The sequence below is a fragment of the Bacillus cereus group sp. BfR-BA-01379 genome, from assembly GCF_022663605.1.
GTDB classification, from domain to species: Bacteria; Bacillota; Bacilli; order Bacillales; family Bacillaceae_G; genus Bacillus_A; species Bacillus_A mobilis.
Genome location: NZ_JAKUFT010000009.1, coordinates 1 through 26039, shown reverse-complemented (window position 1 = coordinate 26039; position 26039 = coordinate 1). Strand labels below are relative to the sequence as shown.

Below are 26039 nucleotides of genomic sequence, written 5' to 3'. Positions count from 1 at the left end.
ATTCTCCCTACTTTTCACTATGCTTTAATATAAAATTCCCCATTTCAATTGCTAAATCTTCACTTTGAGGATAAACACCTACGTTATCTCCATAAGCGTGCCCTAATCCTCGATAAAGGACTGTTTCGGTATCCACTCCTCTGTTAGTTAATTTAGCTGCATAAGCTAAACATTCTATCATTAGGAAATCATGCTCTCCTACTGTAATAAATGTACTTGGATAACTTGGTGATACATCAACATATGGGCTTAAATACTTAGAATTAATTTCTTTCGTACCAAGTACTTCTGACATACCTCCAACCATTGAATGCATAATAGTAAGCATTTTTTCTAATCCTTTTTTATACTTTGGAGCGATTTCATATTTATCTATACTCCAAGAATAAAATTCATCTTCAAAGTCACACATATTAAGTGTTGGATATAGAAGTAGCTGTCCTTTAACGAGATTTCTACCCTCTTCCCTATCTTTAGTCGTACAATATTGCGTTAAGTTACCTCCAGCACTATCACCCGCAACAAAGATATTATTCTTATCGCCGCCCAATGTGTCAGCATTCTCATAAATCCACTTTAAAGTTGTATAACAGTCTGTATGCCCAGTTGGAAAAGGATTTTCCGGAGCTAATCGATAATCGACAGAAATGGCTAGTACATCTATTTTCTCAACTATCAATTTCACAAGCTCTTCAACCACATCTGGTGATCCTGCCATAAATCCGCCACCATGAATAAAGTATAGAATTGGTGCATTCTCTCGTTTTGAACTACTATTATAAATTCTTATCGGAATATCAAATCCATCTTCAGCTTTCACAGTTTGATGCATAATATTAATATCTTGAGTGACAATGGGAACACTTTTAATCGCATTAAATTGTTTCCTCATATTCTTTACTGATTTTTCAGAAGCATCCATTTTCATCATATTTTTAGGCATAAATCTCATTACATTCATTTGAACCTTCATATCCTTATAAAGACGTGGATCCATAGCACCTTTTTCATCACAATCTGGTATGTTTTTTACTAAGATTTTTGCTCCCTGTAAGTTAATGTTTTCTTGTTTTTCTTGTATTTTTTCTAAAAGGGTTAAGTCATACTTTCTAGTCATCCAGTATTCATCCTCTCTTATTTTAAGCGTTTTCATTTTTAGAGATTATATAAATTCCCTTTAAACCTTACTTCATTGTTATTATTAAATTAAAAACGTTCCATGTACAAAATGTAACATGGAACGTTTTTTTATTGTTGTTCATATTTGATTGAATTATTGTCATTTTTTGATATGAATTTCTTCCTATACTGTAATGGTGTATATCCATATTTATCTTTAAACTGTGAAATAAACGATTTTATATTTGGAAATCCGTGTTTTACTGCTATATCTTGTACAGAACTTGTACTTCTAATAATATCTTCATAAGCCTTATAAAGCCTATACCTCATTAAAAAAGTGGTGAAATTTGATCCAAACGATTTTTTGAACATGCGTGAAAAATGTTCTTCACTTACAAAAAAATGTTTAGCCACATCTTTTAGTTTCAGTTCTTCATTATAATGTTTGTAAATATACGTAATCATTTCCTTCTGTCTATTTCCAAGTTGAAAATTATTGTCTATATTCTCTCCAACTTTGCAATATCGCAATAAAATATAAACAATTTCATAAATTAAACTATTAATTTTTATGTAACTTAAATCATCAGAATGTATGACTAACTCTTTTAATTCATAAAATATTTGCCTAAGATTCGTTTTCTGAACGATGGATTCCACTATATTGAATCTATATTTATCAAAATCTTCATTTACCTCTTTAAGAAATTCATATGAAATAATTAACATCATTACTGCACAACTTGTATTCTCTACTTTTTCAAATTCATGAACATCTCCACTATTTACAAAAATAAATTCGCCAGCAGATACTTTCTTTTTTTGCCCATTTACATACAAAAATACTTCTCCATTAACTACTAAGCTAATTTCAATACTTCTATGCCAGTGAGGAGGAATATAATAGTGAAAATCAGTAGGAAACATCGTATCTTCTATGTATTCAACCATTCCTGGAATTCTATCACGTAATTTTATTTCTTCATATTTACCTTGCCTGACTTTCAATAACCCACCCCCTTTTTTTATTATAATAGAGACGTCAAGTTTCTCCTTCTACTTCCACATTCGATATATAATTCCATTAGGGTTATAAAGATTAATCGAATAGTCCTCATCCGAATAATAATTCATTTCAATATGACTTCGGATAAATTTCACATTATTAACAGCAAGAAGCTCTGCTATCTCATCAACCCCTTTCCTATAAATAGCTTTGTAATAAACATTCTTCGTTCCTAATGTTTGTAATAAAACCCCTATCAAAATAAAGGATAATACATATAAAACACAGAATTCTTTTATTCAACTAATTAAATTATAAGGAGGAAAAACTATGTACACAGAAATTTTTAAAGAAGTTGTTTCGATTACTCATCACGATTATTCAGGCTGTTTAGATAAGGAAGGATGGGACGATCCCGCTACTTATTTACATACAGTTGAGAAACTAGAGAAACTTGGAGAACTAACACCAGTACAATTTACTGAAATTGTGCGTGATTACTTACTAGACTTTAAAGATAATCATATGTTTTTCAAAATGTACTCTAACAATCAACCTCTTAACAGTGTTGGCTTCCAAGTGAAAAGATACGAAGATCGCCTATATATTACATCCACTTCACAAGAAATAAGAGTGAAAAAAGGGCAATCTATTCTAGCATTAGATAATATGAAAATTCCTGAGTTATTAATAAAATATAAGAAGTATTTAAATGAGAATACATATGAACGTGAAAAATGGGATTATGTTTTATTACAATCATCAACTTGTACACTTATAGATGAAGATGGAATAACCGAAACCATTACTTTACAAAAGTATAAACAAAATGAATACACGCCTATTTATTCATTTAAAGAGCATAATAAAGACACACTCTTAATTACTTTGACTGATTTCGCAAATACTGAAGCTATTAATACATTATTAGACTCACACAAAAATGAGCTTAATTCTTTTCCGAACTTAATTATTGATGTGCGTTTAAATCGTGGTGGAAGTGATGATGCATTTTTCAAATTACTTCCTTACTTATTTGAAGACAAAGAGATCTCCCTTTTAGATTCTTCAGATACAATGCAATTGAATCATACGGAACGAAACTTTCATTTACGTATGAAAGACATCGAAATGGAAGATTACGATTCTTTAGACGAACTTTCCAAATTATTCACTGATATATTTATTCAAGATTTAAAAAAGAATTATAAAAAAGGATTCGTTACATTTGATACTTCTGAGTTACCAAAAGAACTTCAATCATTAAAAATACACGGAAGAAAATCACCTAATAGAGTAGTTATATTAACAGATGTTACATGTGGAAGTTCTGGTGATTCTTTTGTAGAAGTTGCAAAAAAATCATTGAAAGTAAAAGTAATAGGTCGTCCGACTGCTGGTTTAAATGATTATTCTAATTTAGCAGTGATGGAATGGGCTGATACATTCGCTCTTTACTATCCTACTTCACGGCTTTCTAGTATAGATAAAGGCAAAGGAATGTCTGGAATTGGTATACAACCACATATACATATCCCGTGGACTCCGGAACATATACAAGAAGATGTAGATTTAAAGTTAGCATTACAACTGCTTCAAAACGAAGAATGGTAAAAAATAAAGGTAGATGTGAATCACACCTACCTTTTCTATTTCATATCAATCTTTTCTGGTTGAAACCAAATTGGCTTTAATAACTCAAAGTTTTTATGATCCTCTAAAACGATAGTAAGGCGTTCTAACGTATCATCTAACATATGTGGTGCTGCTCGTAATGACCAGACAACTGATGAGAAAACCGTCATGCCAACATATACCGCATATAAATTCCAGAACTCCTCTGGTATTTTCCCATTAAAGTAGCCTTCTATTTGTCCGATTGAATAAGGAATACTAATGTCTCTTGCAAATAGTGCAATCTTTACGAAATCATGAAGTGGATCGCCCCAGTCATAGCCATTAAAATCAACAACACCTACATATTTCCCATCTCGCACAATTATATTTTCTAAATGAAAATCATCGTGTTGAAATCGATTTGGACGGTTCTTTACATATATTTCATTTTCATCTATAAACTTTATGATTTTATCATCATTTTTTATTTTTATTCCACATGTTTTATATGCCTCTACATATTTTTGGTGTTTTTTCATTGCTCTTTCATACCATGGAAGAATATCCTCAGGAGCTTCATATGTATGCATTTTTGCTAAATCTTTTCCTGCCTCTATACCAATCTCATATTGTTCTTTTGGTGAATACGTAGGCAATAGTTTCTTCGCATCTTCCCCTTCTATATATGAGAAAATACTATATACACCTTCTTCTTCCAATATACCTATTTCAATCGGCCTTTGTGCCTGTACGTTACGTTTTATCATTTCATTTAAAATTTGAAATTCGATTTTCCTTCTTTCATACTCTTGTATATCGCCAATCCGTAACAAATATTTTTCATTATCAATTGTCGTAACTATATATTTCTTATCAGGAGAGAAACCTTTAGAAATTTCTTCAATATTAACTGCATCTTTTACTATCTGTATATTGTTTTGCCATGCTGTAATAGTTTTCATTTTTATTCCCCTTATATTTCTACATTTGGTCTATACGCTACTTCTCTATGAATAGCTTGTTATCTAGGCCCTAAAGTACTTACGATTTCCTCGTCTACTTCCTTAAAATACATTTCACTTTCTCCCGTACTATATGATACTATATTTACCTTTCTTCATCCAATTATGGAAAAAATCATATCATAAAAAGAAATGGACTCCTCTAATTTGCTACCCCAAATTCAATATGATGAATACCAGCTCGAAGTATATTCATATTAAGAATACACCCCTTGTACTACTTGCACAATTTCCATCGGTGTATTGACCGTATAATCTGGTGCATCTTTTTTCACTGTTTCAATAACATCATACCCCCAAGATACCCAAATTACGTTCACCCCGGCCTTTTTACATGCTGCTACATCTCGCTGTTCGTCACCAACGTATAACATATCTTTCTCTGTTATCTTTTTGGATTTTAAAAACCTTTTTATCATTTTATCTTTCCCGAACAAATTTTTTGAACAATACACTTCTTGAATATTTTCTATATCATTATTGTGTAAAAATGCCCGAATGTGCTCTTCTGAGTTCGAGGATATGACTGCAATTCCATAGCCTTTTTTATGTAGTTCATCTAAAACATCCTTCATCCCATGGAACAAAACGAGATCTTTTATAGCAGGTTGATACAATTTATAAAACTCTAGTGCTAAGATCGGTAGTTTATACAGTGGTACATCGAGTTGTTTGCATCTCTCTGGCATCGTTAGTTTACGTAAATACTCAATTTCTTCTTTCCTTACCGATTTATATCCGTGCTTTTCAGCAAGTTGATTATAAATTGGTACAAATATATTTTGTGAATCTACTAATGTGCCATCAAAGTCAAAAACAATATACTTTTGCATTCCCATACTCCCTTTGCTTCTTTTTTTCTAAACCTATCTTATTCAACACCATAGTTGTCTTACCCTTCTACAAAAATAAAAAAGAACAAGATTTTCTCTTGTTCTTTTAAGAAAGCCATTTTGGCGGTACATTCGTATTCCAATAAATATTTCCTAATTCATGGTGTCCTGAGTACCCATCATCAAAACGGTGATAGTGGAAATTAAAATAATAACCATCTTGCGGTGGATGATCTCTTCTTACATGAAATCGCAATAAGTCATTTCCTGATTTCGTGTCATACACATGAAAAATCTTTTCATTATTTCCGCCAGCTGGCCTTTGAGAAATCGCTAATGATTGTAATGACTCCTCTGGTACATCACTTGCAAGCTCAGCAATTGCCTCTTCAATTTTCGGTAATATTACATCTTTAAACTCATCTTCAATTACTGGACCAATTTTAGTGCCAAACTTTTGCATCGACTGCTTCTCTGCTTCTAGCATTGCATAAGTAATAAAAGTATCGGTGGTTAACCTGTCATTCGTTTCTTCATATGTATAGGACGTACTCTCCAAATTTTGTTGCCCAGCTGTACTCGTAGGCTTATCCGCAGCTTTGGCATTATCAAGCAATATGGAAGGAGGCGTCACTAAACCAAATGTAAATACGGTAATTAATGCGACTAAGGTTTTTCTAAACCAATTTGGCATTTATGTTCCCTCCCTTTCACTCATTATATTTTATATAACGGTTGTTTCTTCTATTATACAAAATGATTGTAATTTTTGCACTTTACAATTTTGTTAACGTTCACATATTTTTCACTTGAATATGAAATTGTAAGATTTCATACAATATAAATACAACAACAATGAGGAGGCAATCAGATGACTTTAGATGTCATGTATTCCGCCGCAAGCATACTCGTTTTAGTATATTTTCTTTATCAATGTGTAACAGATTAAAAAGAGCCGTTTTTAGGCTCTTTTTCTACGGTAAAAATACAATCCAACCAATCCATACTATGAAAATAACCCCGGCAATTACAGCTGGTAATAAATAAAAATGAGAAAGGATCACTATTCCATACAAAAGTAGTACTGGAAGTAATAAATAGCGATCTGCCTTCCATCTTAACAATAGTAATTTCCCTTCATCACAATATAAATGAAGAAACATTTTTTTCGTAAATTCATTCCAATAATCGCGCGCATAACGAGAAATTCCAACTAAAGCAAATGCAAGAATAATAGCTGCAATCCACCTCGGACTCATGATAATACTAACAGTACTTATACAAACAATTTGAATATAAAATATTCGTGCACTACTTGTACGGAAAAATTCTTTTAAAAAGGATTCAACAATACGAGAATCTTTTTTCTTCCCTAATAACTTTTTAGAACGTGGAAACATCCACGGTTTTTTATTCGAACTACTCGGTTTAGCTGTATGACCACCAACTTGCATAATCCCACTCGTCCAGCGCATACTCTCTTCTTTCTCTTTCTCAATTTCTTTAAAAAAGCAATTTTTATAATTTCGTTTTTCTTTTATCAATACGATAATTAGAAAAATTGCTAGACCGATACTTGGTATAGCATAAAATGGATTTTTATAAATAAGAAACAGACTCAATCCAAAAAAGGATAGACTTATAGAAGATATTACATTTTTTATAATCCAGAGTAGCCATCGTTTCCCCACTCGTACATGAATAAATCTCGTTAATAACGACAACATAAATCGAAATACTGTAAATAATAACCAAAATAATACGACTTGTATCTTCGTCACTCCGATACTTTTCATCAACACTGGTAACATAGCAACTACTACCACTACATTCGTTATCGCTATTCGAATAAACGTATATGTCATACCGTACTGCATTAACTTTTGCATGTGAGCAGGGTACGAAATTAAAAACAAACTATCCGCTTGTTCAAAAAATGAGCGAACTCCTCTTGAATATGTAATCACATAAAATACAAGTAGACCTAATCCGAAATAAACGGTCTCCCCCATCGATAATTCTTCTATCCATAGTGAACGATAATAAATTCCTATAAATATAAGTGCTGGGATAATAATATATAGTGCAACTGTCCAATCAGTTATAGAACGTATGGACTTCCATTTACGCCCCATTTCATGGCGCAATCTTTTATAAAATTGTTGTTTAATCATGCTGTTCACGCCTAACGATTACATCAAAACAGTCTAATAATGAACTCCCTGGCATTTCAGCTAACTTTTGGATAGATTCTAAATGTCCATCTGCGACTAATGTACCTTGTGAAATGAGTAAAAATCTCTCACAAATTCTTTCAGCTGTATCTAATACGTGCGTACAAAGTAAAATTCCTGCACCGCGTTCTTTCTCTTTATATAAATAACTTAAAAACTCTTTCGTAGCTACTGGATCTAAGCCGATAAAAGGTTCATCAATGATATAAAAATCTGGTTCAGTTAAAAACGCCAAAATGAGCATCGATTTTTGTTTCATTCCTTTTGAAAACTTTGATAAATACTCATGTTTATGTTTATCCATTCGAAACATATGTAATAATTCTTCAGCTTTCCTTTCCCAGCTTCCTCCCTCATTCTCGCGAGCAGCCATTAATAGTTCAATATGTTCCCAGAGCGTTAAATAATCATAATATGTCGGATGCTCCGGCACATATGCATAAGGGTTCTTTTTTTCACCGAATGATATTTCACCATTCATATTTACAAGTAAACCTAGCATTGTTTTAATCGTCGTACTCTTCCCAGCACCATTCGCACCAATAAGTGCAACTAATTCACCTTTTTCAATCGAAAAGGCAATATCATGAATTGTCTTTTCCCCTATATCATATCCGGCAGAACGGATATTCACGTCTAACATACATTCCCCTTCTTTCCATTTCCAATACAATCAAGGAAAAGAATAACATATAACTATCTATATATCATTATAAAATATTCATTTTCATAGCAGGAATAAATATCTTTTAGTAGAATACTTAATGTTTGATTACATTTTATTGGAGTGGATAATATGTCCTTTCATATACGTGAAGCTACGATAGACGATATAGATGCACTTTGTTCTTTAACGAAAGAATTAAAAGGTTCCTCTATTTCCTATGAAGATATGAACAACCGATTACAATTCGTACAAATGAGTCCCTTTGATTTTTTATATGTTTATGAGGAAGAAGACACTATATTTGGATTACTTGGGTTTCGTATACGTGAAAATTTAGAAGATATAACTCGTTATGGGGAAATTTCAATTATTAGCGTTGATTCTACAATCCGGCGGAAAGGCACTGGACAAGTATTAATGGATTATGCAGAACAATTAGCCAAAAAACATAATTGCATTGGTACATGGCTAGTTAGTGGAACAAATAGAGTAGAAGCACATCCTTTTTACAAAAAATTAGGATATGAAGTGAATGGATATCGATTTGTAAAACATTTTTAAACTATTTATACATGGAAAGGACTAAAAAATATGACAAACATCGAAGCTATTTTTATTGATCGTGACGGTACAATTGGTGGTGATACTACAATACATTATCCAGGTTCTTTTACATTATTTCCTTTTACAAAAGCAGCTCTACAAAAACTAAAAGCTCAAAATATAAAAATCTTCTCTTTCACAAACCAGCCAGGTATCGCAGACGGGATAGCGACTGTTGCTGATTTTGCAAAAGAATTAAAAGGGTTCGGCTTTGATGATATTTACGTATGTCCTCATAAACACGGTGATGGTTGTGAATGCCGCAAACCAAGTACAGGTATGCTGCTACAAGCAGCCGAAAAACATGGGCTTAATTTAACAAAATGCGCTGTAATTGGTGATCGCTGGACTGATATCGTTGCAGGAGCAACAGTACATGCAACGACGATATTAGTTCGAACAGGCGCTGGATATGATGCTTTACATACGTACCGAGACAAATGGGCACATATTGAACCAAACTACATTGCAGAAAACTTTGAAGATGCTACAAATTGGGTTTTAGATCAACTATAATACAAATTAAAAGAGACGTTTTCACAATGAAAACGTCTCTTTTAATCTTATATTTCTTTAAAATGTTAATTCATAATGGAAATAACGATTATCTCTCAAATAACCATTTTCAGCGTATAATCTCTGCGCTGATAAATTATCGATTTCCGTTTGTAATTTTACACCTTTTGCACCATTTTCTAAGGCAAATTCTTTAGCAGCTTCTAGTAATTTTTTACCTGTTCCTGCTCCGCGCTTAGTGGCTTGTACAAACAGATCATTTAATATCCATAATTCCTTCATCGAAATGGAAGAAAATGATGGATATAATTGTGTGAATCCAATATATTCACCGTCTTCAACTGCCACGAAAATAACGGATTCTTTTCTCTCGATTCGATTTCGTAAAAATACTTTTGCTCCTTCTAGATCGGAATCTTGTCTATAAAACATACGATAGTTATTAAAAACTGATGCTAGTCCATCTAAATCTGCAATTGTTGCCTCATATATTCTCATTTTACTCCATTCCCCTTCCAATACTGTCTCATTATATCTGTTGCCCATTTAGGCTGTACAATTTCTTCTTTCGGCATAAACTCTTTCATTATCGGCTTTATATCCAATATAGGGGTGCCATCAATAGCATCTAACCCCTCAACAATAATTGATTTACCTTCTCTTTTGATCACCTTTACAATTGTGGATCCTATGCGATTCGGACGATTTTTCCCGCGCTGTGCAAAAATGCCTACTTTAGGATAATCATGATTATTTCTAGGATGTCTAGCAAAATATTGAATTTGTTCATCAGCTACTTTATGAAAGTAAAAAACAACTTCAATGTGAGAAAAATCTTCAATCCCTTGTATACTTTCTTCTGTATACGTTTCAGTTAAAGTAATATAGGATATTACTTCTCCCCACTCATCGTCTTTTATTTCCTTTCTTTCATTATGTACAAATGCGATTGGTTGAACTGAAAACATACGCATTCCCCCTTAAATGTAACCACTTACATTATAAAATATTTTCTGAATGTTTTCCACAAACACGAATTAGGTTACATAATATAATTATAATCTATTTTGTAAAGCGAAATTAACAGCTTCAACTGCATGTATATGAGCTGTGTCAAATATCGGAATAGATACGTCTTCCTGCTTTATTAATAATCCTATTTCTGTACAACCTAATATGATTCCTTGCGCCCCTTCTTGTACTAGCTCTTCTATAACTCTTTTGTAATACTCTCTAGATTGAGATGTTATCTTTCCTAAACACAATTCTGTATATATTACTTCGTTTAGCTTATCTCTATCCTTTTTTGATGGAACCATTACTTTTATATGATTTTCTTCTATGCGTAATTTATAAAAGTCTTGCTCCATTGTATATTTAGTTCCAAGTAAACCAACCTTTTGAATATCTTTCCTTTTAATTTCTTTTGCAGTTGCATCAGCGATATGTAACACTGGAATATGAATATTCTCCTTTATTTTCTCAACTACTTTATGCATTGTATTTGTGCAAATAATAATAAAATCTGCTCCTCCTCTCTGTAACGAATATGCTGCATTTCCTAATATTTCTCCTGCTCCATCCCAATCTCCGCTAGACTGGAATCGTTCAATCTCTTCAAAGTCTACACTATTAATCATACATTTTGCTGAATGTAATCCTCCTAACCTCTCTTTTATTTCTTCATTTATGATTCGATAATATTCAGAAGTTGATTCCCAGCTCATGCCACCAATTAAACCTATTGTTTTCATTACACAACACCCACCTTATACTGTTTTTTAAAACTAATCACAACATTTTATTATGTATATTATACATAATAAAACAAGACTTTACGTTTTTAATATAAAGTCTTGTTTTAACTATTTCCAAGGAAATTTTATAAGAATATTCTGAAATTAATGATCTAATGTTTTTATAGAATCTTCATATTGATAATGAAAACACTCTCGATACAACTGTTTAATTTCATCATATGATGGCACACGTGGATTATTTGCTGGACTTCCACTTTCAATTGCATCTGATGCCATTTTAGAAATAGATTTTTCAAATTCAACTTCACCAATTCCGTATTCTTTTAAGTTTGGAATTCGGAGATCAAAACAAAGTTTTTTTATTTCCCTCAGCGTGTAGTCTGCTACTTCTTCATCACAATAGGAATACAAATCTTTATTTAAACAACGCCCAATTTTCGCTAGTCTTTTTACTGCATTAACTTTTGTATATTCTAAAACTGTAGGTAATAGTATTGCATTCGATATACCATGTGGTACATGAAATAACGCCCCTACTGGCCTGGACATTCCATGAACTAATGTAACAGATGCATTTGAAAATGCGATTCCAGCTTGTAAGGATGCTATCATCATCGCTTCTCTTGCCTCCATATTCTCTCCGTCTTCATATGCAATACGTAAATATTTCATAATACTTTCAATGGCGGAAAGAGCTAGTACATCTGTAAGTGATTGTGAAACTCTAGAAATATATGCTTCGACTGCATGACACAATGCATCTATCCCTGTTGCTGCTGTAATATGAGGTGGTACCGAACGCGTTAAAATCGGGTCAATAATCGCTACTTGCGGGGTGAAGTTTGGATGCTTCATCATCATTTTTACATCTGTTCGTTTATTCGTAATTACTGCTACACTTGTTACTTCCGATCCAGTACCAGAAGTTGTTGGGATTGCAATAAGTGGTAGCGGATCATTGTCTATTTCCATATTCTTTTGGACGTAATCTTCCACTTCTCCACCATTTGTATATAACACCGAAACTGCTTTCGCAGCATCAATACAACTTCCACCACCAATACCTATAATAAAATCACACTTTCCTTCTTTACAAATAGATAACGCTTCTAACACATGTATATTGGTAGGTTCAGCATTTACTTTATTATATGTAATAACTGTAATACCTTTCGTATTTAGTTGTTGTATACACCTCTCAACATATCCTAAATCCTCCATAATTGTATCCGTAACTATAAACGCTCTTTTCCCTAACTTCTTAGATTGTTCCCCCAGCTTTTCAAGCGAATTTCTTCCATATAATACAGACTTCGGCATACGAAACTCAGCAACTTCTTGCAAGTACTCCACCCCTTCTTACCCTAATTAATATTTTAGTTTATAAAATATCGACTTAATAAATTCCTGTTACTGTATAGAATGCAATAACTAAAAATACAGCAACCGTTTTCAAAATTGTAATAGCAAATATATCTTTGTATGACTGTTTATGTGTTAAACCTGTTACTGTGAGAATAGTAATAATTGCTCCGTTATGTGGTAATGTATCCATTCCTCCTGATGCCATTGATACAATACGGTGCATTACTTCTAATGGAATATCAAATTGATTGGCCGCTGCAATAAACTTATCTCCCATTGCACTTAAAACGATCCCCATTCCTCCTGATGCAGAACCTGTAATACCGGCTAAAATATTTGTCGTTACTGCTCCATTTACTAAAGGATTTGTGAATGTGGCAGAAATGCCATCTCTCATAATCGCGAAGCCTGGAAGTGCTGCGATGACACCACCGAATCCAAACTCAGCTCCTGTATTCATCGTTGCAAGTAGCGCTCCACCAATACTTGTATTCAATCCAGCTTGAAATCCTGTTACTACTCGTCTCCAATATAATAATAACGTTGTTACAATACCTATAATAAGTGCCAATTCTACTGACCAAATTCCAACTACTGCACTTAATTCTACTTTTCCAAATGCTTTCATACCAATTGCAGAAAAATCAAAACCATTCGGATACCACTTCGGTATCATAATAGTAAATACCTTATTCATTACACCTACTAAAATAAGTGGTATAAAAGCAATCACTTGCTGAACTCTTGTAATTTCAATGCTTTTCAGTAATGGCATATCTTTTTGTTCTACTTGCACTTGCAAAGAAGCTGCCATTTCAGTATCCCCATCGTTAAAACCAAAATACCCTTCTCCTGCTGCCTTCGCCTTCTTACGTCTACTCTCTAAATATAGTAAACCTAACGTCAGTACAAAAATTGCCCCTACAATACCAAGTAGCGGCGCAGCATAAATGTCCGTTTTAAAAAATGTAGTAGGTATTACATTTTGAATTTGTGGTGATCCAGGTAGCGCATCCATTGTAAACGTGACTGCTCCAAGTACAATCGTTCCAGGGATTAAACGCTTCGGGATATTCGCTTGTCGAAACAGCTTAGCTGCGAACGGATATACAGCAAACACTACTACGTACACACTAACGCCACTATACGTTAAGATCGCACCCATTAATACAATCGCTAAAATCGTACGTTTTTCACCAACTAACTCAATAATTGTCTTTGCAATCGAATCTGCAATTCCTGACATTTCTACTACTTTCCCAAATATTGCTCCGAGTAAAAATACAGGAAAATATAGTTTAATAAAACCTACCATTTTCTCCATAAAAATATTCGAAAAGAAAGGTAATACAAAACTAGGCTCTGTCAAAAATACCGCAAATAATGCAAATATCGGTGCAAATAAAATAACAGAAAACCCTCTATATGCTACAAACATTAGTAAACTAAGTGCTAATAATATAATAACTAGCTCCAATTATACCCCTCCTTTAAACTGAAAATTCAAACTTTTATAGATAAACTTCTACTAATCTTTTGATTCTGACATCCCTCCTCTTATTCATACAAATTTTTCATGCTAAAAATGTCTAATTATAAGTATTCGATTACATATGAAAAATCCCTTTAAACATAAACGATTTCATCGTAATACGTTATAAAGGGATTTTCAGTCTCTATATTTACTTCTTTATCAAACTACTGTCTACACAAAAATGATGTAGTCCTTTTACATCATTTACTATATGAGTCGCACCAACTTCAGTCAATTCTGTTTCACTACCATAGCCATATAATACACCGATTGAAGCAATTCCATTATGATTCGCACCAATTATATCGTGTTTTCTATCTCCAATCATAACAATTTCTTCTTTATTAAGGGCTTCATTTGTTTGTAAAATATGAGCAATGATTTCTTCCTTTTTTATTCTCGTACCATTTAAATTACTTCCAAAGATACCCTCGAAATAATTTGTTAATTGAAAATTCTCTAGTACTTGTTCAGCAAATACAGTAGGTTTTGAAGTTGCTATAAATAAACGATTTCCGGTATCTTGTAATTGTTTTAAAAGATTTGTAATACTATCGTATACCTTATTTTCTAACAATCCACGCTGCTTTAAATATTCTCTGAAATAAAAAACAGCTCGTTCAACTTCTCCTTCATTCATATTGTACCTCTCTACGAATGATTGCTGGATGGGTGGACCAATAAATGAGTCTAATTCACTTACATGTAATTCTTCAATTCCAACCTTTTGTAATGCATACAATACAGAATTTACAATTCCTTCTTTCGGATCCGTCAATGTTCCATCTAAATCAAATAGAAATGTTGTGTACAAATTTAATCCTCCCGCTCCTTTTTACTTTACATATTATATAGAAGGCTTTTCGTGCCCACCTTTTACTATACTACCATTATTTATCTTTTCGAAAAATTATTTCTTCTATGTCACATACTTTCCGTTACAAAGTGTAAGACATATGATAAAGTTAAAAAGTTACAATTATTTTAATAGGAACTGGTGAATCTAATGTCAATTACGTTAATTGTTATAATGGCTTTCACAATTGTTATTCACGCAGTTGAAACGAGCTCTTATAGTATTCGTTTAGCTGGAGTGTAAAGAGAATTGCTGTTGCTTTGTCTGTCGTAGGCATGGTGTTACTTATTTCAAGAACATCTAACATGCTACAAGCCTTTTTAATCGGTGGGATTGTCGATGAGGCAAAACGAGACGCTTCCATTAATTTAGAACATACTATACGGCTCGTTCTATTATCCGCCTCTGTCGGTACTTTACTTGCGATTATACTGTATCCAACTTTGACCAAACTATTTGGATATGTCATTCAAAACTTTGAAACAGATGGTTCTTTCATTCGAATGATGAAAACAAATAACATTCAAAAATTAAAGTACACAAGAAAATACGTACGCTTCCCAAAATTAGAAATGATTCATAGACTGCGTATCGGTGGTATTCCAAAACGTATTATGCTTATTAATATGTTTGCTACTGCAATTTATACAGCTGGTGTTCTTTCAGCCCTATACGCTTCTTTTTTACTTCCAGCTTACGCAACAAAAGCTACTACAGCTTCTGGCCTTATTAATGGTTTTGCTACTATTTTATTAACAGTTCTGCTCGATCCACGTATCGCTCTTTTAACAGAGCGAGCTCTTCAATCAGAAGAAGGTGCAGAAGCAATGAGTAAAATGTATGGTTGGCTAATGATTTCTAGACTTTTCGGTACATTATTAGCACAACTATTATTCATACCAGGTGCTTACTGGATCACATGGATTATTAAACTGATGAATTAGTCCTCTATAAAAATAGTAGGTGGGATAACAAATGACTATACAAACAGAGCAAGATATAATTCGCTTAATTGAAAACGACGAATGGATGATGAACGTATTACAAATGGCAAAATCACTAAATTTACCTGATTGGTGGATTTGTGCCGGGTTTGTTCGCTCTAAAATTTGGGATACTTTACATAACTATGAAGCTAAAACAGCTATGCCTGATGTTGATGTGATTTATTATGATAGTCTACATAAAGATGAGATATACGAACAATCATTAGAAACGAAATTAATGAATATTGATGCTACGATCCCTTGGTCTGTAAAGAATCAAGCTCGTATGCATGTAGTGAATAATATGCCACCGTACTCTTCTTCTGTTGATGCTATTTCTAAATTTCCTGAAACGGCAACGGCTTTAGGGGTTACATTAGGCGAAGAAAAAAACAAAGTTATATTAACAGCTCCGTGCGGGATTGAAGATGTGCTTTCCTTACAAGTGAGACCAACAGATCATTTTCTTGAATCAAAAGAACGACTGCATATGTACAATACTAGAGTTACTAAAAAGAATTGGCAAAACAAATGGCCTAATATTACAATCACTTATCCAGAAATTTAGAAAGGGTGCTTCCCATTTATAGAAGCACCCTTTTCTTCATTTCAAAAAATGTATGACTGTTTCTGCAAATCGATCTGCTTCCTCATAATGTGGTGAATGACCACTCTCTTCAAAAGCGATATACTTGCCGTTTCGAGCATCTTTATTAAATATTTCAATTTGTTTTTCACACGTTACTGCATCGTGTTTTCCTACAATTAATAACATTGGATTTTGTATTTCTTTTATTTTTTGTAATAATGAAGTATGAACTGCGCCTTCTTCTTTTAATCTATCAAAATGAATTTTGGAGCGATTTGAAAATACTTCCCACTCTTCATCACTATATAAACTCTCGTCTGTCACATCTTCCTTATAATTGTAAATCTCCATTCTATTTTCTTCTAATTCATTGCTTAGTCTTATATAAGCTTCTAGCAACTCTTCTGAACTCGTATTGCTAGATGAATAAGCAAGGGATTCTTCTGCTATTTTTTCTTTTCCATACTTTTTTAATAAATTCCCTGTCTTTTGTAACAAAGCCCTACTTGTTAAAGCAAAATCGAAAGTTGGCCCTTCGAATATTATTTTCTCTATTGAACTTGGATATATCGACGCATATAACAACGCTACATATCCACCGAAAGAATGTCCAATTACAGACCACTTTTCAATTTGTAATGCTTTTCTTAGTTCCTCACAGTCTTCAATTAAATCATTTAATCCAAAAGCTTCGTCCTCAGTAATTTCTTCTGAGCGACAAACACCTCTTTGATCTATCATAATTACATATAAAGAATCTTTTAAACGTTCCCCTTGATGAAATGAAAAATCATAGCAACTTTCTCCTGGTCCACCATGCAAGTATAAGACCGGTTTATTTTTAGGGTTTCCATGCGTTTCAACGTATAGCTTTTTCCCTCTAATGTTCATGTATTTCCCTGCTTCTATCAAATTCGTCATAAAAATCACCACTTTTTTTACTGAATATTATAACATTTAACCTTAAATAATCCCTATTACATTTAAAAAGACGATGATGATTGCGAGTGGTGCTACAAATCGAAGTAAGAAAGCCCAACAAATAAATACTTTCTTTCCATAATTTCCACCTACAAAAAACTCTGCTTCTAGCACCTTCTTTTCCATTTTGAATGAAACGAAAATACTAATAAATAGTGCTCCAAGTGGCATTAATATATTACTAGATAAGAAGTCTACTGCATCAAAAATATTCTTTCCGAAAATCGTAATATCACTCCATACTCCAAATGATAGCGCTGAAGGTATACCTACTAAGAAAATGCCGAAACCAATCATCCATGATAATTTCGTTCTTCTTTCTTGTTCACCATTTGCTAATGCTGAAACAACTGTCTCTAGTAGAGAAAATGCCGATGTTAATGTCGCAAATGTAAATAGTGCAAGAAATACTGTTAAGAAAAATCCGCCGAATGGAATTTGACTAAATACAGATGGTAATACGATAAATAGTAATCCAGGCCCTTCTGTTGGCTCCATTCCTAATGAAAATACGGCCGGAAAAATAGCAAGACCCGCAAATAATGAAACAAATAAATTCAATCCAACAATTGTTATTGCTGATTTTGGTAAACTTTCTTTTTTATTTAAATAGGAACTATACGTGACCATAATCGAAATCCCGATACTAATCGCAAAAAATGATTGGCCCATTGCAAACAAAATACTTTCTGAAGTAATCTTTGAGAAATCTGGTTGTAAGAAAAACTTCACACCTTTCATTGCGTTATCAAGTGTTAGTGAGCGAACAATAAGAGCAACAAATAATACGAACAATGCTGGCAACATATATTTACTTGCTTTTTCAATTCCGTTTTGTACACCTTTTGACACAACCCAAATCGTAATAAACATAAAAGCGAAATGCCCTATAATCGCCCAGGTGGGATTTCCAATTGTTTCAGTAAATAATGCTCCGTAATTTTGTCCCGGAGTAATAAGTTGTCCCGTTACTCCTCTGAATAAATAAATTAACACCCATCCGCCTACAACGCTATAAAACGAAAGTAATATAAAACATGTTCCAACGCCAAGTCGTCCAATCCAGTGCCATCCTGTATTTGGCGCGATACTTTTAAATGCTCCAACCGCTTGTTTCTGTGTACTACGACCAATCATAAATTCAGCTATAAGTAGCGGTAGCCCAATTAATACAGTAAATAATATAAAGATTAAAAAGAATGCTCCTCCCCCGCTCTTCCCAGCGATATAAGGAAACTTCCATATTGCGCCAAGTCCAATTGCCGATCCTGCTGCAGCCATTATAAAGCCTAATTTCGAAGTCCATTGCTCCGTCTGTTTCATCTTATTTTCCTCCTAATTAAATCTTTTTATATGAATAATTAAATTTTGTAAACCAATCCGAATAAACCCTCCATTTCTATTTCCATAAAATAAAAAAATGGCCAAGCATCTCTATATAAAGAGACGCTAAGCCATTTACTTAACGCGGTACCACCCTTATTGATTCCATTATGAATCCACCTTAGTAGTAATCGTTTGATTACAAACCTAATATCGAAGGTTAACCGTTAAGATTTACTAAGAATGTGATTCCGTTCCACCTTACTGCTCCTAGGCGAGTTCAGGATGTCATTTGACTATGTCACACCAACCCATAGCTCTCTGTACAAATATACGACCTTACTACTCCTATTCAACACATTTAAATATTTAGAATATATTTTCTTTTGAAATTAATATGAAGTATATCGGTTATATTTATAACTGTCAAGGGCTATATTAAAATTTGATGAGAAATCTTTTTATGATCCTCCGTCATCATCATCACTATCAGCAGTACCTTCTTCTGGATCATCGGTATCTTGTTGTTGTGATGACTCTTTTTGTTGAATAGCGTTATTTACCGCTGTAGTAGACATGACTCCACCTGTTATTGGATGTACTCTTACATCAACCGTTAAAACGTACTTTACGATAATTTCAAAACATAATACAACCCTTTATTTTTTCCTCCGCTATCGTCATACACTGTTCACGACTATTACAATCTATAAACTTTAAGAATTAATACACTTGTAAGATTATAATACTATTTTAAACTTTCACGTTAAAACACAAAAAAGCACTCGTAGCCTTTAGTCGACAATCGAGTGCTGTAAGTTCATCTATTTTTAAGTAGCATAAATTTGTAAGTTTTGTAGTAACAGTATGGCACCTTTTACATGTCATGACAACTACTACGTTAAAACTTACGAGTTTGTACGAGTTCGTTAGTTTAATGTCCATTCCATGTGTTTATATTTATCGCCCGGTAAAATGTCATCTCGCCTAAGCTCGTACTTCGTTTTTTCGACGTACAATGAATTAGAGAATCTATTCAAAGTTGTATAAACTCTACCTACTAAATTAGGATTTTTTTGTTTATATAAAAACTTTGCAACAGAACCTTTAAACTAAACTTCAAATCCAATTACTATCCATTCATCAACAATGTCCCAAAAATTCATATTATATCTAGGCTCTTTATTCGTCCACCATAAAGTCGCATTATCATTATTAGAATTCTTATAATCTACTGCAACATAACCACCCATACCACTTTTAAAGAAACCAAAAGTAGTTTGTAAATCAATTTGTAAAGGTTCTTCTAACTCCTCAATAATACCCCATTCATCATCATCAAAAAAAGTTACATTTTCTAAAGGAACTAAACCCATAGATTGACTCGCATAAAAATAGAAACCATTATGAACAGTTCGATAAAAATTTCGTATTGTTGAAGGAATCTTATCCCAAGATTTTTCTAATTCTTCATTATTAAACTCATCTTTGGGATTTCCCCCTTCATAATATAGAATTTCCCCATTATCTGTTTTAATAGTGTATAAAATTGAATATCTACCATTTGTGTTCATAAGCTCTACTTCTTCAAGGTGCCTAGACAAATAAGAAATAGTGTTTCTTAATTCCACTCCTACTTGCTCTTTCCATATCGATAAAATACTCTCAACTCTCTTGTCTACGTTTTCTTCTTGAAACAATTCATACCATGAATTTGGTATTTTCCCACTATCAAGTTTATTAATCTCATGGCATGATATAAGTTGTGCATTTCTTTTATATTTTCTTAAAAAATCAAGTTTTTGTTCCATAATTCTATCTCCTTTATTTATCTATATCCTTTTTATTTCCTTCAACAAAATCATCAATTTGTTTTTGTAATTTCATTTCTAATTCTTTTTCCTTCTTTATCATTTCTTCTCTAAACTTAGGATCAACTTCAATTTTTTCTTTCTTATAAATTGTCCAATCAGAATAAGATTTAGACCCCTTAGATTTATTGGCTGCTTCACTTAATCCTAGAAAATTCTCTTCATTGTTTAAAACCTTAAGTTGTTGTTCTTTCGTTAATTTATCGAAATTTTCCATCTTTGCTATATTTTTCATTGATACGATATGATCAGCTTGAAGTCTATCTGTAATATACTTACCAGGTAAAGCAGGGTCAGGCGTTCCTATTTTATCCTCAATGCCCTCATTAACTTTTTCCCGTAGCTTTGCAGTAGGCGTTCCATCTCTTAATTCATCATATAATTCCTTTGAGATTCTTCTTTCCCCGTATCGAGGCGGTGTTCCAATATCACCCGTACCCTTATAGTTGTGATCTCACGCTAATTTTTAATTAGGGATTTTTTCAATACACTTAACAAAAGAGACCTCAAATATGAGGTCTCTTTTGTTAAGTCTTCTTCATCTATAACTTCCTCTTTACTTATTCAATATCAGACAATCTCCCTTATTGAAATATAATAAAATCCTAATAAAAACGCGTTCTTCAAAAAGTTCTTTTTCTGCCCTTCGAATCTAGTAAAATGGCTATAAGATATTACAAATTTAAGCTACGCTTAACTTGCACTAATAAATCCATTAATCCATTTCTTTCTGGATTTTTTTCCACTTCTTTTTTCACATGTTCTTCCAAATAATTATAAAAAGTTTCAAAGTCCAAATACACTTGTTGTTCAGACTCAACAGCTGGAGAATCTAATTCAACCAACACATGCTTATCATCTAAAGGTATAGGTAGCTGTGACATATCAAATTCATCTAAATCCGACTGAAAATGAACAAATACTATTTCTTGTCCAAACCCCTCTTTTTTCACAAAAAAACTCAAAGCTCTTTCCAAGTACTTACCGTTTATAAAGTTAAAATATATTGACATTAATTCATCGTTTTTCTCTTTATCTTCAATAAATTCAAAATTACTATTCATTTTATCCTCCTATAAACATTGTATCTTATAATATCAGTCTAGAATTGGGAAAAAGTTAGTTATCTCTCCAGTATCATTTAAATAACCTCTGAACTTCAATCCATTTGAAGCAGTACCTTCAACAAGCCTACCATTTATTGTTCCCTTTTGCATTGCTTCTTTTCCCCACTGATATATCTTATCATCACTAATCATTGCTGGATCGTATATTGTTTTAGGCTCCTTAATATTTTTATACGAAACAGGTTCTGCAATATTTCCAGCCATATCTTTTCTAGGTATTTTGTATTCTATCTCATAAATCCCTTCAATTGAAGAATGTGATTTTTTAGATATAATTAAGTCTTCTACATCAACACCCTGATTTTTCAAAGCATTGTAAAATTCATCCATGTTATGTCCACCACTAACTCCTTTCTTAGTGCTTATATTCTCAACATTTTTCAAATGATTTTTAGCATTATCTCCAAATTTAAAGTTATTAGCTCCAACCGTACCCTTAACAACCTTACTCTCCATATACTGATAAGCATCTTTCAGAGAATGCTGTCCTATCTCTCGGACCATTCCTACTCCAGGCATGACATAGGCTTTTCCCAAACCTGGGATCCATTTGTACTCCAGTAATGTTTTTACTGCGTGCTGGATCTTTTCATTCCCCTGCAAGAAGGTTGTTTTTACGGTTGTGGCGCCTTTGTTCCATAAGCTTCCGATTTTGTCGGCAAATCCTTTTGCTGTGGAGGCTACAAAGTTTACGCCTTCTTTTACTTTGTGGCTGGCTGTTTTTATACCATCGACAGCTGCTTTTCCAGCTTTTCCAGCCACCATTGATATTCCTTCGCCTAGCCCTTTTCCTGCTTTTACAATTGTCTTTCCGAAGCTAGAAGCGACATACTTTATTCCTTTTCCAGCAAGACTTGCCACTTTTCCAACAGGAACAAAGTTTAGGAGCGTCCATCCTGCGGCGATGAGTCTTTCTTTTGATGATAATTCTTTTCCTGTAATAGGATCTTTACCGGTAACTGCACGAATTGCATCATTTACTCCAATGAATTCAGCTGCCCCTTCTACTCCCTTTTCCCACCATGATTTTTCATGTTTCTTTTCTTTTTTATGGGTTTCTTTCAATTTTTCATTTTGTTTCTTTTGATATTCTTCATCTGCTTGACGAAACTTTTGAGCGATACGCCGTAATTCTTTTTCTGTAACTTGTAAGTTACGTATGTAAGATTCCATGAGTCCCATTGATCTCATATATTCCCCATAAAAATGTTGACTCGTTGCTCCTTGCCATTGCATTTGAATACTAAACATAGATTGATTGAGATTTTGTTGTATGTTCTGGCTGTGTGTTTGCATCTCTGATATGTTTTTGGCAATTTGTTCGAGTTGTTCAGGTTTGACCTTGATCTCCAAACCCTCTCCCACCTTCCTCTATTTTATACCAAAAAGAAATAGAACTGCATCAATTTTTACTTATTCCCTTTAGAAAAAACATCAAAAATACTGTTATCACAAATCGATTCAATTTCTTCCTTCACAAATAATTTTTGAAATTTTGTTCCTGGGTTTAATATTACATTTGCTTCTAAATCTATAGTCTTTAATAATTCAATCGCATTCATAGAGACATATGGACATTCTTCTGGAATAACCATTTCTAAATGTTTCAAATCAGAATACAGTGGTAACATTAATCCTTCTTCCATTTCAAAATAATGAATTTGCAATTGTGTATTTTCAGTTGAAATCAAATTCCCTTCTTCATCTACATTTGTATCTCCCTCTACAGAAGCAACAACGTACAAATTTGATTTCTGTAATATCTCATAAAAACGAACTCTTTTTTCTTCATTCTGTAAAGCTTCCACTAACGCCTCATCTAATGGACAAATTTCTAGTAAACTCATTAACTTTCACTCCTTATTTGGAATAAAGTTCGCCATCTTACTTGAGATAAGATGGCGAACTTATTATCTACTTATTTTTGAGCATCCATAGCTTTTACTTTTTCTAAATTCTCCATTGCTTTTTGGCGCAATTCTCCATCAATCGTTGTTGCATATTGTGGTCGAGTTAAAAACTCAAAACATTTATATGCATTATTGTTGTCATTTTTGTCTAAATACCCTTTACCGGTTTGTAACATTTTTTCAGAGACAACTTTCATAAATTCTTTTGCAGGTGCCTGCTGATATCCTAAGTTCATCGCTTGATGAGTTAGCTCAACTACTGATGCTAAATCTTCAATAGTGTTTATACGAGTAGCCTTTTTATTAGCAGCATCAAATGCACTTAAATATTCAATGGCAGCTTTGGCTTTATCTTTTACTCCGGTCATTTCAACCCCTGGTGTTTTATAAAGAATTTGATAGATTTCTAAAGCTGATAGGTAATTACTCTTTTCCATTTCTCCCCCTTCTTTTAATACGCGATTTGCGACATCAGAAAATCCTTTTTTATCATTAACACCACGGTAGGAAGCTTGTCCATAATAGTGTAAAGCCTCGTAAAGTTTTCCTTTCTGATTTGCTTTTGCATTCGCTACTTGTAGTAGTTGAATTCCCTCCATCTTTTTCGACGCATTATCAATAACACCCATACCAGCGATTTGCTCAATCTTTTTATCAATATCTTTCAACTGTGCCAATAACGTATAAGATGGAAGTACAGTTTTCTCGGCATTTTCTTGCCAATTTGGTGTTCCATTGATTTGCTCCCATTCAACTTCTGTTTTTTCCCATAGTTTATTTGCATAATTCACCATTTCTTCTCTGGAACGCTCCAGTGGATGCTTTGTGCGAATTGCATTGGCAATATTCAATACAGCTGTATAATATTCTCCTTTATTTGCAGCCTCAGTTGCTTTTCTTTCAAACATAAGTGGCATTAACATTTTATTTGCTTCATCTTGAACAGATTGTTCTACTCTTGCCGTACTTGTTAATAGATTTGCTTTCTTTAAAGCATCTTCCACTGAAGATTTTGGGTCTTTCATTTGTCCTCTAAGCCCATCTACCGCTATACTAAATTGCTGATTTAATTTTTCTTTTTGTTGGTCTTTTGCGACATCAATCCATTGATTTGCTAATAGTAAAGCATTTTCATAGTTTAGACTTTCAGGGTTTAAATATGTTTCAATTTGCTCAATCGCTTGATTGATCGGATTTGGTTTTTCCGGTTTCATTTGAACATCTGTATCATTGCTATTTGTGTCTTTATGATTTACTTCTTTCGTATTTTCTTTGTTGTTTTTATTAGCTTCAATTAATTGATCTTTTTGCTCTTTCTCACTAGCTATTTCTGACGCCCCAGTTTTATTCGTATTATCTTCTTTAACCACTTGTCCTCCATTACTGCTAGTTGCAGTTTCTTTCTCTGGACTTACGTTTTCTTTTGTATCATTTTTAGATGTCACTACTGGTGCTTCAATGTTAATATTTTTTAATTCTTCTTGTAATAGTTTATAGAAAATCTTTTCTACACGTTGATTTGCAGCCTCTACTAATTTAGGATCCACGCTTTCAAGCACCGAAGTAACTAAGTAATATTTACTTAAAGATTGTTCTAGAGAAGCTATATCTGTTTGGTTATTTAACCAAACATTCTCCTCTTGTACAGCCTTATCGTATACTAACTTTGCAACTGATTGAATATACTCTTTCGTATTTTCTTTTAAATACTCTTGTAATTCTTGTTGGGTTGTAACTTTTTCCTTAAGTGTATTCATTTGGTTACGTAAATAAAATAATTCACTTTGATTCGAATAATTCTCCTTATTAGCTAAAATTTCTCCCAAATTGTCCAATGTTAATCTATGATCAGCAACTGTCTGTGCATTTGAAGATGCATTCAATTGAGATATAAGTGTTAACTCTTTATTTTCCTTGGAATATTTAGCCCTATTATTCAACGTATCAGAATTTTGTCCTTTATCATAATAATCATTGAAAAATACTGACGAGTACCTTTCTCCATTCCCAGCATACCACTCCACCAAAATATCTCCAGTTATTGGGGATACTGTAATTTGATCGTGTGGAACTGGTGGTTTTGGTTTCTCTTGTTCTTTATCATCACCTGGTTTTGG

At 33.1% G+C, this 26039-nt stretch carries 25 protein-coding genes, 3 pseudogenes and 1 other annotated feature; of the genes and pseudogenes, 5 read left to right on the top strand and 23 right to left on the bottom strand.

The annotated features are described in order from the left end of the window. Positions 1-7: 7 nt before the first annotated feature. Together MR113_RS05450 and MR113_RS05445 are read right to left on the bottom strand one after the other, a co-directional pair. On the bottom strand, positions 8-1117 hold the full coding sequence (locus MR113_RS05450; protein ID WP_242251992.1) for an alpha/beta hydrolase: 1110 nt from the start codon (positions 1115-1117) through the stop codon (positions 8-10). A gap of 131 nt (positions 1118-1248) precedes the next feature. Then, on the bottom strand, positions 1249-2130 hold the full coding sequence (locus MR113_RS05445) for an AraC family transcriptional regulator (RefSeq protein WP_242251989.1): 882 nt from the start codon (positions 2128-2130) through the stop codon (positions 1249-1251). A 328-nt stretch (positions 2131-2458) separates the two neighbouring features. Here MR113_RS05445 and MR113_RS05440 point away from each other — a divergent pair, with 328 nt between their 5' ends. Continuing rightward, a complete protein-coding gene (locus MR113_RS05440) occupies positions 2459-3742 on the top strand; it encodes a S41 family peptidase (RefSeq protein ID WP_242251987.1) in 1284 nt (427 codons plus the stop codon). Positions 3743-3777: 35 nt separating this feature from the next. On the opposite strand, the gene MR113_RS05435 is transcribed toward MR113_RS05440, so the two are convergent. The 6 genes and pseudogenes from MR113_RS05435 to MR113_RS05410 form a co-directional block, all read right to left on the bottom strand. Beyond that, positions 3778-4707, bottom strand: coding sequence for an aminoglycoside phosphotransferase family protein (locus MR113_RS05435; protein WP_242251985.1), 930 nt, complete (start codon positions 4705-4707; stop codon positions 3778-3780). A gap of 62 nt (positions 4708-4769) precedes the next feature. Further along, positions 4770-4963: pseudogene (locus tag MR113_RS05430) on the bottom strand (VOC family protein); the annotation flags it as partial. A gap of 1 nt (position 4964) precedes the next feature. Continuing rightward, a complete protein-coding gene (locus tag MR113_RS05425) occupies positions 4965-5600 on the bottom strand; it encodes an HAD family hydrolase (protein WP_242251977.1) in 636 nt (211 codons plus the stop codon). Between the two features lie 106 nt (positions 5601-5706). Next, positions 5707-6294 (bottom strand): YpjP family protein, encoded by a 588-nt coding sequence (locus MR113_RS05420; RefSeq protein WP_098095935.1) that lies wholly within the window; start codon positions 6292-6294, stop codon positions 5707-5709. A gap of 280 nt (positions 6295-6574) precedes the next feature. Then, positions 6575-7774 (bottom strand): ABC transporter permease, encoded by a 1200-nt coding sequence (locus MR113_RS05415; RefSeq protein ID WP_242251975.1) that lies wholly within the window; start codon positions 7772-7774, stop codon positions 6575-6577. Then, positions 7767-8477 (bottom strand): ABC transporter ATP-binding protein, encoded by a 711-nt coding sequence (locus tag MR113_RS05410; RefSeq protein WP_061679524.1) that lies wholly within the window; start codon positions 8475-8477, stop codon positions 7767-7769. The genes MR113_RS05415 and MR113_RS05410 overlap by 8 nt, the downstream gene beginning before the upstream one ends. A gap of 153 nt (positions 8478-8630) precedes the next feature. Between MR113_RS05410 and MR113_RS05405 the strand changes: the two genes are divergently transcribed. Together MR113_RS05405 and MR113_RS05400 are read left to right on the top strand one after the other, a co-directional pair. Then, positions 8631-9062, top strand: coding sequence for a GNAT family N-acetyltransferase (locus MR113_RS05405; RefSeq protein WP_132132037.1), 432 nt, complete (start codon positions 8631-8633; stop codon positions 9060-9062). A 30-nt stretch (positions 9063-9092) separates the two neighbouring features. Beyond that, entirely contained in the window at positions 9093-9620 is a 528-nt protein-coding gene (locus tag MR113_RS05400) for an HAD-IIIA family hydrolase (RefSeq protein ID WP_242251965.1), read from the top strand. A 57-nt stretch (positions 9621-9677) separates the two neighbouring features. Here the strand turns inward: MR113_RS05400 and MR113_RS05395 are convergent, their stop codons facing one another. From MR113_RS05395 to MR113_RS05370, 6 genes are all read right to left on the bottom strand, one after another. Further along, positions 9678-10118, bottom strand: coding sequence for a GNAT family N-acetyltransferase (locus MR113_RS05395; protein WP_061679521.1), 441 nt, complete (start codon positions 10116-10118; stop codon positions 9678-9680). Then, a complete protein-coding gene (locus tag MR113_RS05390) occupies positions 10115-10588 on the bottom strand; it encodes an SAM-dependent methyltransferase (protein ID WP_242251963.1) in 474 nt (157 codons plus the stop codon). Before MR113_RS05390 ends, MR113_RS05395 begins: the two co-directional genes overlap by 4 nt. Before the next feature lie 87 nt (positions 10589-10675). Next, positions 10676-11374: an aspartate/glutamate racemase family protein gene (locus MR113_RS05385; RefSeq protein ID WP_061679519.1), complete on the bottom strand. Its 699-nt coding sequence runs from the start codon at positions 11372-11374 to the stop codon at positions 10676-10678. Between the two features lie 147 nt (positions 11375-11521). Then, positions 11522-12724: an alcohol dehydrogenase EutG gene (gene eutG, locus MR113_RS05380; protein WP_242252193.1), complete on the bottom strand. Its 1203-nt coding sequence runs from the start codon at positions 12722-12724 to the stop codon at positions 11522-11524. A 52-nt stretch (positions 12725-12776) separates the two neighbouring features. Beyond that, positions 12777-14222, bottom strand: a complete 1446-nt coding sequence (locus MR113_RS05375) for a GntP family permease (RefSeq protein ID WP_242251961.1) — start codon at positions 14220-14222, stop codon at positions 12777-12779. Between the two features lie 205 nt (positions 14223-14427). Further along, the gene (locus tag MR113_RS05370) at positions 14428-15093 is read right to left on the bottom strand and encodes an HAD family hydrolase (protein WP_242251959.1); all 666 of its coding nucleotides are present in this window, start codon (positions 15091-15093) and stop codon (positions 14428-14430) included. Positions 15094-15285: 192 nt separating this feature from the next. On the opposite strand from MR113_RS05370, the pseudogene MR113_RS05365 reads away from it, so the two are divergent. After that, positions 15286-16079, top strand: a pseudogene (locus tag MR113_RS05365) (lipid II flippase Amj family protein). A 31-nt stretch (positions 16080-16110) separates the two neighbouring features. Beyond that, positions 16111-16689, top strand: coding sequence for a nucleotidyltransferase family protein (locus MR113_RS05360; protein WP_242251957.1), 579 nt, complete (start codon positions 16111-16113; stop codon positions 16687-16689). A gap of 36 nt (positions 16690-16725) precedes the next feature. Here the strand turns inward: MR113_RS05360 and MR113_RS05355 are convergent, their stop codons facing one another. From MR113_RS05355 to MR113_RS05315, 9 genes and pseudogenes are all read right to left on the bottom strand, one after another. After that, positions 16726-17631, bottom strand: a complete 906-nt coding sequence (locus tag MR113_RS05355; protein WP_242251956.1) for an alpha/beta fold hydrolase — start codon at positions 17629-17631, stop codon at positions 16726-16728. Between the two features lie 42 nt (positions 17632-17673). Continuing rightward, positions 17674-19014, bottom strand: a complete 1341-nt coding sequence (locus tag MR113_RS05350; protein WP_242251954.1) for a sodium-dependent transporter — start codon at positions 19012-19014, stop codon at positions 17674-17676. A 116-nt stretch (positions 19015-19130) separates the two neighbouring features. Continuing rightward, positions 19131-19379, bottom strand: a binding site (T-box leader). A gap of 96 nt (positions 19380-19475) precedes the next feature. Next, positions 19476-19652 (bottom strand): annotated as a pseudogene (locus MR113_RS28720) (PepSY domain-containing protein); the annotation flags it as partial. Between the two features lie 474 nt (positions 19653-20126). Then, on the bottom strand, positions 20127-20825 hold the full coding sequence (locus MR113_RS05340; RefSeq protein WP_242251952.1) for an SMI1/KNR4 family protein: 699 nt from the start codon (positions 20823-20825) through the stop codon (positions 20127-20129). A gap of 13 nt (positions 20826-20838) precedes the next feature. Continuing rightward, positions 20839-21120 (bottom strand): hypothetical protein, encoded by a 282-nt coding sequence (locus MR113_RS05335; protein WP_000788961.1) that lies wholly within the window; start codon positions 21118-21120, stop codon positions 20839-20841. A 439-nt stretch (positions 21121-21559) separates the two neighbouring features. Beyond that, entirely contained in the window at positions 21560-21949 is a 390-nt protein-coding gene (locus MR113_RS05330) for a hypothetical protein (protein ID WP_001087573.1), read from the bottom strand. Between the two features lie 33 nt (positions 21950-21982). Continuing rightward, entirely contained in the window at positions 21983-23365 is a 1383-nt protein-coding gene (locus MR113_RS05325) for a WXG100 family type VII secretion target (protein ID WP_242251942.1), read from the bottom strand. 56 nt (positions 23366-23421) lie between these two features. Continuing rightward, positions 23422-23859, bottom strand: a complete 438-nt coding sequence (locus tag MR113_RS05320; RefSeq protein WP_242251935.1) for an SseB family protein — start codon at positions 23857-23859, stop codon at positions 23422-23424. A gap of 71 nt (positions 23860-23930) precedes the next feature. Beyond that, a partial coding sequence (locus MR113_RS05315; RefSeq protein ID WP_242251934.1) for a hypothetical protein occupies positions 23931-26039 on the bottom strand: 2109 nt, incomplete at its 5' end.